Origin of the sequence: Streptomyces sp. A012304, from assembly GCF_026008495.1 — a bacterium.
Lineage (GTDB): Bacteria > Actinomycetota > Actinomycetes > Streptomycetales > Streptomycetaceae > Streptomyces.
Window position 1 is genome coordinate 1 of record NZ_BQUN01000011.1, and the last position, 9,443, is coordinate 9,443.

At 74.6% G+C, this 9,443-nt stretch carries 8 protein-coding genes; 3 read left to right on the forward strand and 5 right to left on the reverse strand.

The window, feature by feature from the left end; genetic code table 11:
• Positions 1 to 86 precede the first annotated feature (86 nt).
• Genes ALMP_RS03095 through ALMP_RS03110 form a run of 4 tightly spaced genes read right to left on the reverse strand, consistent with a single transcriptional unit; the run spans position 87 to position 5,217 of the window.
• A complete protein-coding gene (locus tag ALMP_RS03095) occupies positions 87 to 1,307 on the reverse strand; it encodes an MFS transporter (protein ID WP_264924457.1) in 1,221 nt (406 codons plus the stop codon).
• Positions 1,304 to 3,124, reverse strand: a complete 1,821-nt coding sequence (locus tag ALMP_RS03100; protein WP_264924458.1) for an ABC transporter permease subunit — start codon at positions 3,122 to 3,124, stop codon at positions 1,304 to 1,306. The genes ALMP_RS03095 and ALMP_RS03100 overlap by 4 nt, the downstream gene beginning before the upstream one ends.
• Before the next feature lie 3 nt (positions 3,125 to 3,127).
• Positions 3,128 to 4,627, reverse strand: a complete 1,500-nt coding sequence (locus ALMP_RS03105; RefSeq protein ID WP_264924459.1) for an ABC transporter substrate-binding protein — start codon at positions 4,625 to 4,627, stop codon at positions 3,128 to 3,130.
• A 2-nt stretch (positions 4,628 to 4,629) separates the two neighbouring features.
• Positions 4,630 to 5,217 (reverse strand): GNAT family N-acetyltransferase, encoded by a 588-nt coding sequence (locus tag ALMP_RS03110; RefSeq protein WP_264924460.1) that lies wholly within the window; start codon positions 5,215 to 5,217, stop codon positions 4,630 to 4,632.
• Between the two features lie 136 nt (positions 5,218 to 5,353).
• Here ALMP_RS03110 and ALMP_RS03115 point away from each other — a divergent pair, with 136 nt between their 5' ends.
• The 3 genes from ALMP_RS03115 to ALMP_RS03125 all read left to right on the forward strand — a co-directional run bounded on the left by ALMP_RS03115 (position 5,354) and on the right by ALMP_RS03125 (position 6,998).
• A complete protein-coding gene (locus ALMP_RS03115; RefSeq protein ID WP_264924464.1) occupies positions 5,354 to 6,304 on the forward strand; it encodes an ATP-binding protein in 951 nt (316 codons plus the stop codon).
• A gap of 143 nt (positions 6,305 to 6,447) precedes the next feature.
• On the forward strand, positions 6,448 to 6,597 hold the full coding sequence (locus ALMP_RS03120) for a hypothetical protein (RefSeq protein ID WP_264924461.1): 150 nt from the start codon (positions 6,448 to 6,450) through the stop codon (positions 6,595 to 6,597).
• Positions 6,594 to 6,998, forward strand: coding sequence for a hypothetical protein (locus ALMP_RS03125; protein ID WP_264924462.1), 405 nt, complete (start codon positions 6,594 to 6,596; stop codon positions 6,996 to 6,998). The genes ALMP_RS03120 and ALMP_RS03125 overlap by 4 nt, the downstream gene beginning before the upstream one ends.
• 60 nt (positions 6,999 to 7,058) lie before the next feature.
• On the opposite strand, the gene fusA is transcribed toward ALMP_RS03125, so the two are convergent.
• The gene (gene fusA, locus ALMP_RS03130) at positions 7,059 to 9,110 is read right to left on the reverse strand and encodes an elongation factor G (RefSeq protein WP_264924463.1); all 2,052 of its coding nucleotides are present in this window, start codon (positions 9,108 to 9,110) and stop codon (positions 7,059 to 7,061) included.
• Between the last annotated feature and the right edge of the window lie 333 nt (positions 9,111 to 9,443).

A 9,443-nucleotide genomic window follows, 5' to 3' on the forward strand; every position in this document is an offset into this window, starting at 1 on the left:
CCCCAACGGAGTCGTACAGGCCGCCGTCACGCCCGCACCGGATTTACCAACAGCGTCCGCACGCCGGTCCGGGCCCTTCGCCGTGTTCACGCCTTCCGGGGCAGCAACGCGATCGCGGCGGCCGGTACGGCGGCCAGGAGCAGCCACGGCACGGCGGGCGGCAGGCCCGAATCGAGGAGGCTGCCGGAGGCCGCGCTGCCGACGAGCACGATCAGACCGGACACGGAGGACAGCGCCCCGGTGTACAGGCCGAGGCGGCCGTCCTCGGCGAGGTCGGGGACCCAGGCGCGGGCGGCGGGGGCGACGAGCATCTGGCCGAGGGTGAGCAGCGCGACGAAACCGGCGGCGGGCACCAGTGCGGGCGTCCCGGTCCATCCGCCGGGCAGCGCCGCGGCCACCACGGCGAAGCCGGCGGCGATCGTCGTCAGTCCGGCGGCCATCGAACGCCGCAGGGTGAGCCGTTCCCCCACCCACCGGGTGACGGGCAGTTGCAGGGTCACCACCAGCAGGGAGGACAGCGCGAACAGCCAGGCCAGCGGCGCCTGGGAGCCGGCCGCCCGCTCGACCTCGGCGGGCAGGGCGAGGTAGAGCTGGTTGTAGGCGAGCAGGTAGGCGCCGTACGCGCAGCACAGGGCGAGGAAGCGGCGGTTGCGCAGCAGGGGGCCGAGGCCGCCCCGGATCGGGACGCGGGTGCGGCCCGGGATGTGCTGCGGCAGCAGCCAGGCGTGCCCGGCCAGGACGAGGACGAAGATCCCGGCTCCGGCGAGGCAGACCGTACGGAAGTCGACCGACAGCAGCAGCGCGCCGATCAGGGGTCCGACGAACGCGCCGGCCTGCCCGGCGACCGTGAACAGCGCGAGGACCCGGGTGCGCGAACCGCCGCCGGTCTCCTCCCACACCACGGCCTGCCGGGCCACCTCGGACTCGACGGCGGGCGAGAACAGCGCGGCGGCGAAGCCGATCAGCAGGACGGCGCCCACGACCGCCCACACCTGTTCGGCGTGTCCGAGCCAGGCGAACCCGGCGATGCGCAGCGCGCACCCGACGAGGACGACGGGCCGGATGCCGTACCGGTCGGCGAGGGCGCCGCCGACCACGAAGAGGCCCTGCTGGCTGAAGGTCCGCAGCCCCAGCACGAACCCGACCGCCCAGCCGGCCATGCCGACCGCGGTGCCGAGGTGTTCGGCGAGGAAGGGCAGTACGGCGAAGAAGCCGATGTTGAAGGCGAGTTGCGTGAGGATCAGCAGCCGCAGGAGCGGGGAGAGCCGGACGCGGTCGGCCTTGCGGGACAGGGTGAGCGTACTCATCGGATGGTGATCGACTCCTGGGCGGGCGACGGCTGTTCGACGGCCGCCGCGGTGGTGTGCCGGCCGCGCCGGCGGGTGGCCGACCCGCCCTTCGGCCGGGCCGGTCCCCGGCCCGCCGCGCTGCCCGCCGTCACGGCCAGCGCGCCGAGCAGGGCGAGGACGGCGGCGGGGGCGAGGACGGCCCAGGGGGCGCGTTCGGCGTAGGGCTGGTTCTCGGCGAGCAGCAGGCCCCACTCGGGGGACGGCGGCTGGGCGCCCAGGCCGAGGAAGCCGAGGGAGGCCAGCGCGAGGGCGACGCCGGGCAGCCGCAGCAGGGCGTGGCGGGCGACGGGCGGGAGGACGGCGGGCAGGAGTTCGTGGCGCAGCAGGTACCAGGGGCCGGCGCCCAGTGCGCGGGTGGCGGTGAGGTGGAGGGTGGCGCGTTCCTGGAGCAGCAGCGCGGAGGTGTGCGCGGCGAGCGGCGCCCAGGCGACGACGGCGACGGCGAGGACGGGCGTCGTGGTGCCGCTGCCCCAGACGGCGGTGACGAGGAGCGCGGCGAGGACGGGCGGTACGGCGTTGACGGTGTCGACGAGCGGCGCGGACAGCGTGGGCAGCAGCCCCAGCAGGACGCCTGTGAGCAGGGCGATCGCGGTGATGGCGAGGGCGAGCAGCAGGGTGTCCAGGGCGCCGTGGGCGACCCGGGCGAGCATGTCCCGGCCGAGCGCGTCGGTGCCGAAGGGGTGCGCGGCGGAAGGCGCCCGCAGGCGGGCGCCGGTGTCGAGGGCGAGCGGATCGCGGGGCAGGCCGAGCGCGATGACGACCGCCAGCGGCAGACCGTGGGCGAGAGGCAGCAGCGGGTGGACGGTCGGCGTCGGACGGTGCGGGCTCCGCAGGGCGCCGTCACGCAGGGCGGGGCCGATGAGCCGCCGCGCGGCGAGCCGGGCGGTGCCGGTGGTGACGGCGGCGAGGGCGACGAGCGCGAGGGTGCCGGCCTGGAGGACGGGCAGGTCCTGGGCGATGGCCGCCTGGAGGGTGGTACGGCCGAGGCCGGGGATGTCGAAGATCTGCTCCACGGCGACCGCGCCGCCGGTGAGACCGACGACGAACAGCCCGAGGTTGGGCAGCAGTCCGGGCACACAGCGGCGCAGCGCCTGGCGGGCGACGGACCGGCCGGGCAGGCCGCGCGCGGCGGCGGCCAGCGCCCAGGGTTCGGCGAAGGCGCCGGGCAGCTGGTCGTCGAGGAGGCGGCCGAGGACCGCGCCGGCCGGCAGGCCGAGGGCGAGCGCGGGCAGCACGGTCCACTGGGGGCCGTACCAGCCGAGGGCGGGCAGCCAGCCGAGCTGCACGCCGACGACGGTGGCGAGGACGGACGCGATGAGGAACTCGGGCAGCGCGGCGAGCATCGCGGAGCCGGAACCGGCGGCGCGGCGGCCGTCGAGGCGCCGGTGCGCGCCGAGGTACAGGGTGCGGGCGCACACGGCCGCGGCCGTGCTGAGGGCGACGGCGAGGGCCGCCGCCATCAGCAGCAGGGACGCACCGAGGGCCTGGAGCACGCCGGGCGCGACCGGGTCGCCGGAGATCCAGGACCGTCCGGCGTCCCCGCGCGGCAGCCCGGCGAGCCACTGGCCGAGGAGGTGCGACGGGCCGGCGTCCAGGCCCAGTTGGGCGCGGATGCCGGCGAGCACCTCGGGGGTCGGGTCGCGGTCGGCTGAGCGTGTCTTCAGGACGGTGAGCGCCGGGTCGGTGCGCGAGAGCCAGGGCAGCAGCCCGATCCCGCACACCAGCAGCGCGGCCAGTCCGGCGCGCCACAGCAGCGCGCCCACCCTGCTCCTCATGGATCAGCGCCGGGTGCCGGGGCCGACGAGGGTGCGCTCGTACGGGTCGAGGAGCACCCCGCTGACCGAGTCGGCGACGCCGGTGATGACGCGCTGGTGGACCAGCGGGACGACGGCGTCGCTGGCGAGGACCGCCGCCTCGGCGGCCATGGCGGCGTCCTGCCGCTCGCCGGTGTCGGCGGTGCTCTCGGCCTTCGCCACGGCCCGGTCGACGGTCTTGTCGCAGAGCTGGGCGATGTTGTAGCCGCCGTCGCAGGTGTAGTCGCTGGCGAGGACGGCGACGGGGTCGCCGGTGTCGACGAGGGTGTTGCGGGCGAGAACGAAGGCGTCGAACTTCCCGGCGAGGGCGTCGCTCTCCAGCCGCGAGTACTCGCGCACCTCCAGCTTCACCGTGAACCCGGCCTTCTCCAGCTGCTGCTTGACCACCTGGGCGGCCTCCGGGAGTTCGGGCCGGTTGTCATAGGTGGCGAGGGTGATCGAGGCGCCCTTGGGCTCCCCGGCCCGCGCGCGTCCGGCGGGTGCGACGCGCTTGCCCTCGGCCCAGGTGACGGCGGGGCCGTAGATGCCGGCACCGGCGTCGGCGTGGCCCTCGTAGACGCCCTTGGCGAGGGCGGAGGTGTCGACGGCCGCGCGGGCGGCGGCACGCAGCGAGGCGTCCTTGAAGACGGTGGACTTCGCGTTGAGGAGCAGGCTGGTGGTGCGGGTCGTCGCGGTCTCGCGGCGGGTGCCGGCGTCGAGGGTGGCGGCCTGGGCGACCGGGATCGCCTCGGCGAGGTCGGTCTCGCCGGTGCGCAGGGCGTTGGCGCGGGCGGTGCCGTCGGCGATGAAGCGGGCGTCGATGCCGGCGGCCTGGGCGCGGCCGCCCCAGTAGTCGTCGAAGCGGTCCAGTTCGGCGCTGGTGTTGCCGTTCACCTCGGTCAGCTCGAACGGGCCGGTGGCGGTGCCGACCGGGTCGGCGGCGCCCTTCGCGCCGTACGCCTTCGGGGAGAGGATCGCGAGGCTGGGGCTGGACAGGCGCAGCGGCAGGACGGGGTCGGGGGCGGTGGTGGTGACGCGGACGGCGGTGGCGCCCTCGGCCTCGGCGGTGAGGGTGACGCCGGAGAGGGCGGCGGGGGCGGGCCTGGCCTCGGTGGCCCGGGTGAGGGCGGTGGCGACGGTCGCGGGGGTGACCCGGGTGCCGTCCTGGAAGGTGGCGTCGCGCAGGGTGAACAGCCAGGTGCGGTCGTTCTCGCGGCGCCAGGAGGCGGCGAGCGCGGGGGCGGGGGCGCCGTTGGCGTCCAGTGCGGTCAGGCCCTCGGTGACGCCGAGCCGGCTGAGGATCGTGGCGTCGGCGCCGTACGGGGAGAGGTTCTCGGCGGGCGGGAAGGCGAGGGCGACGCGTAGCCGGGAACCGTCCTTGGCGTCGGAGGACTCGCCGGTGTCACCGCCTTCGGCGAAGCAGCCGGCGAGCAGCGGGGTGAGCAGGAGTGCGGCGAGCAGCCGCGGTCGGCGGGGAAAGCGCATGGTCACCGGCCTATGGAGGGGGAGCGGGTGGGGACGGCCGCGGCGGGGAGGTCCGCACCGGGGTGGAAGGGGAGTTCGAAGTGCATGACGTGCTGGCCGCCGCCCGGGTCCTCTCGTTCGTCGTGCACGACCCGGCCGAGCGAGCGCCAGAAGCCCTCGGCGCCCTCCACCCGGGGGTCGGTGTGCAGATAGACGGAGCGGTAGCCGCCGTCGGCGGCCGCGAAGGCGAGCAGTTCGGTGACGAGGCGTCGGGCGAGGCCGCGTCGACGGTGCTCGGGGCGGACGTAGATCCGGCGCAGCTGTGCGGTCACGCCGCAGGGGAAGCGTTCGGCGACATGGCGCGGGTTCGGCGGGTGGAGCGGGCCGCGGGAGTCCAGGGCACCCGTGGCGACGATCTCCCCCTCTGCGTCGAGCGCGACCAGCAGGGTGTGGCGCGCGGGGAGCAGATAGGCGCCGGCCGGGTCGATGATGTCGCCGTGCCACCGGGGCACATAGCCGGTGCCGAAGTCGCGGTAGACGGTGTCGAGCATGACGGCACGGGCGCCGTCGAGGTCGTCCGGGCCCGCAGGCCTCACGCAGTAATCACGCACTTGCACATCATATGCATTAAGCGGAGCAGGCTTGATCACTTTCCGTGGAGGCCGCATGGCGGAGCGATTTGACAGAGATCACTTCCCGCCCTGAACCTAGCTACATGACATTCATTTTCAACACGGTGGTGCGGTGATGCGGGTCGCCTTCGTGGGCAAGGGCGGCAGCGGCAAGACCACCCTCTCGGCCCTCTTCGCCGGCGCGCTGGCGCGGTCCGGCGCGCCGGTGCTCGCCGTCGACGGCGACATCAACCAGCACCTGGCCGAGGCCCTCGATCCGGCCGGCACCGAGGAGGTCACCGCCCCTCCCCTGGCCGAGCACCTCGCCGACATCAAGGACCTCCTGCGCGGCACCAACCCCCGCATCACCTCCGCCGAGGCGATGATCAAGACGACGCCGCCCGGCCGCGGCTCACGGCTGCTGCGCCTGCTCGGCGACGACCCGCTGCACACCCGTCACGTCCAGCGCGTGAACGGCGTGCCGCTCATGGTCACGGGCGAGTTCGACGAGAGCGACCTGGGCGTGGCCTGCTACCACTCCAAGCTCGGCGCGGTGGAGCTCTACCTGAGCCACCTGGTCGACGGCCCCGGCGAGTACGTGGTGGTCGACATGACGGCCGGCGCCGACGCCTTCGCCTCCGGCCTGTTCACCCGCTTCGACATGACGTTCCTGGTGGCAGAACCCACCCGCAAGGGCGTCTCCGTCTACCGCCAGTACCGCGACCACGCCCGCGAGTTCGGCATCCCGCTCGCCGTCGTCGGCAACAAGGTGACCGGCGAGGACGACCTCCTCTTCCTCAAGGAGCAGGTGGGCGACGACCTCCTGACCCACCTGGTCGCCTCCCCCTGGGTCCGCTCCGCCGAACGCGGCGCCCCGCGGGGCGAGTTGGAGGACACCAACCGCCACGCCCTGCGCGTCCTGCGCGACACGGTCGACGCCCGCCGCCGCGACTGGAAGACCCTGCACGCCCACGCCGTCGAGTTCCACCTGCGCAACGCCCGCGCCTGGGCGGACGCGGCGACCGGCCAGAACCTGGCGGCCCAGATCGACCCGGAGTTCGTCCCGGGCCCGGAGACCTTGACCTGACCCCGGCCCCCACCCTTCCCCCCTCAAAAGAACCACCGGCCGATCGTCCGGCATGACCACGTCCTCGGCCGCGCTGGTGTCGGCCGGGGCGGCGAGCGCCGGGGCGGCCGACACCAGACGAGCCGTCGGCGCACCGGCTGGAGATGGCCGACTTCCACCGGGGCGGCGGGTTCCCGCAGGTGCAGCGGACCTTCGCCGCCGATGTGTACCGGTGGACGCTCGGTGTCGACGCGGGCAACGGCGCCGGCGAACAGCAGGTGCAGAGCGGTTCGCTGACGCTGACCTCACGATGAAGTCCCGGAGAACCCTGGCGCGGGCCCTGGCGACCGGTGCGTGCGCGGTCGGTCTGGTGGCCGGTATGCGAGGACAGGCCTGGGCCGGAACGGTCCGCATCGACGCCGCGTGGGACGCCGGCCACGGAATCTTCAACGCCGACCCGGACGGCTCGATCCCCGGTGACGCCATCAAGGCCTGCGACACCAACTCGGACGGGTGGGCCGTCGAGGTCGCGCTCGACTACCCCCCGTTCGACGCCAAGCCGGACTTCAAGGTCGACACCCGCGGTCACACCGCCAACTACTGCACCGGCTGGACCAGCAGGGACATCCCCGAGACCTGGACCGTCCGCATGTACGTGACGCCGGTGAAGGGTGACAGCTTCGGGCCCTCGTACTACATCGACGTCCACGCCTGACGCCCGGGTGGCCCCGCCCCCGACAGCAGGGGCAGGGCCACCGGTGCCGACCCGCATCCGCTACGGCGCCGGCACCGCCGCGCCCCGCGGCGCCGGGGCGTACCCCGTGGGCCGGGCGGTGAAGGTGCCGCGGCCCTGGCTGCGGCTGCGCAGACGGGTCGCGTAGCCGAACAGTTCCGCGAGCGGCACGGTGGCGGTGACCACCGCGGCGCCGCCCCGCACCGCCGAGTCCGTGACCCGGCCGCGCCGGGCGGCGAGGTCGCCGAGCACACCGCCGACGGCGTCCTCGGGCACGGTCACCGTGACCTCGACGACCGGCTCCAGCAGTGCCATCACGCAGCCCCGCAGTGCTTCTCTGAGCGCGAGCCGGCCCGCCGTGCGGAAGGCCATCTCGGAGGAGTCCTTCACATGCGTCGCGCCGTCGGTCAGGGTGACCCTCAGCCCGGTGACCGCGTGCCCGCCGAGCGGGCCCTCGGCGAGGGCGTCCCGGCAGCCGGCCTCCACGGCACGCGCGTACTCCTGCGGCACCCGCCCGCCGACGACCGTCGAGCGGAAGTCGAAGCCGTCGTCCAGCGGCTCCACATCGAGCACGACGTGGGCGAACTGCCCGGCACCGCCGTCCTGTTTGACGTGCCGGAAGACCAGACCGGACACCCCGCGCGCCACCGTCTCACGGTAGGTCACGCGCGGACGGCCGACGTTGACCTCCAGCCCGAGGGTGCGACGGATCTTCTCCACCGCGACCTCCAGGTGCAGTTCACCCATGCCGGACAGCACCGTCTGGCCCGTCTCGGGATCCGTGCGCACGGTCAGCGACGGGTCCTCCTCGACCAGCCGCGCCAGCGCCGAGGCGAGCCGTTCGGTGTCCGTGCCGCGGCGCGGCTCGACCGCCACCGACACGACCGGGTCGGCGGCCCCGGGCGGTTCCAGGACCAGCGGGGCGCCCGGCGCGCACAGGGTCGAGCCCGCACGGGCCGACTTCAGCCCGACCACGGCCACGATGTCCCCGGCGCTCGCCCGCTCCAACGGGGCGTGCCGGTCGGCCTGGACCCGCAGGATGCGGCCGATCCGCTCGGCGCGTCCCGCGGTCGCGTCCCACACCGTGTCTCCCTTCTCGACCGCGCCCGAGTACACCCGCAGGTAGGTGAGCCTGCCGGTGGGGGTGGCCTGCACCTTGAACGCGAGGGCGGCGAACGGCGCGGCGGGGTCGGCGGGCCGCTGCTCCTCGACACCGTCGCGCATGCCGCGGACGGCCGGCACGTCCACCGGCGACGGCAGATAGGCGACCACGGCGTCCAGCAGCGGTTCGATCCCCCGGTTGCGGTAGGCCGAGCCGCACAGCACGACCACGCCGTCGCCGGTGCGGGTCAGGTCCCGCAGGGCGCTGCCGAGCGTCCGCGCCGAGAGCGTCTCGCGCGCGCAGAACTCCTCCAGCGCTCCCGGGTGACGCTCCGCCACCGCCTCCTCCAGCAGCCGACGCCTGCGCGACGCCTCCTCGCGCAGCTCCTGGGGCACGGGGCCCTCGACGGCCGCATCACCACCGTCGTCCCAGGTCAGCGCCCGCATGGACAGCAGGTCGACGACGCCGGTGAAGGCGTCCTCCGTGCCGATCGGCAGCTGAACGACCAGCGGGGCCGGGTGGAGCCGTGCGCGGATCGACGCGACGGCCGCGTCCAGGTCGGCGCCCGCCCGGTCCAGCTTGTTGACGAACGCGATCCTCGGCACGCCGTGCCGGTCGGCCTGCCGCCACACCGACTCGCTCTGCGGCTCCACACCCGCCACCGCGTCGAACACCGCGACCGCCCCGTCGAGGACCCGCAGCGCACGCTCCACCTCGTCGGCGAAGTCGACGTGTCCGGGGGTGTCGATCAGGTTGAGGCGGTGACCGTCCCAGGAGCAGCTGACGGCCGCGGAGAAGATGGTGATCCCACGGTCGCGCTCCTGGGGGTCGAAGTCGGTGACGGTCGTACCGTCGTGGACCTCGCCGCGCTTGTGCGTGGTCCCGGTGGCGAACAGGATCCGCTCGGTGACGGTGGTCTTTCCCGCGTCGACGTGGGCGAGGATGCCCAGGTTGCGCACGGCGGAGAGGTGACGGTCGGAGTTGTTGCGCACGGCCCTTGGCCTTTCGGGGTGTTTCCGAACTGGGGCTGCGCGATTTCCCGACGGCTGAGACATCGTACGTACCTGCCCACGCCACGTCGGAAAGCCGTCGGGGCGTGGGCGCTTCGAGGTACGGATGAGCCGTCAGGACATCCGGTGCCGGCCGCGCCGCGGGCACCGGACGGACGGAGACACGAGGATCACCTCGTAGCGGGAGTGGGGAACGACGGCAGCGGTGTGGTCACGCATGGCCGGGCTCCCCTCGTTCGTCGCGGTGCCGCGCGGCCCAGTCGTGGGCGGCGCGGGGTGTGCAGTGAGTGTAGGGAAGGGTGGGCGGGCGGGGCG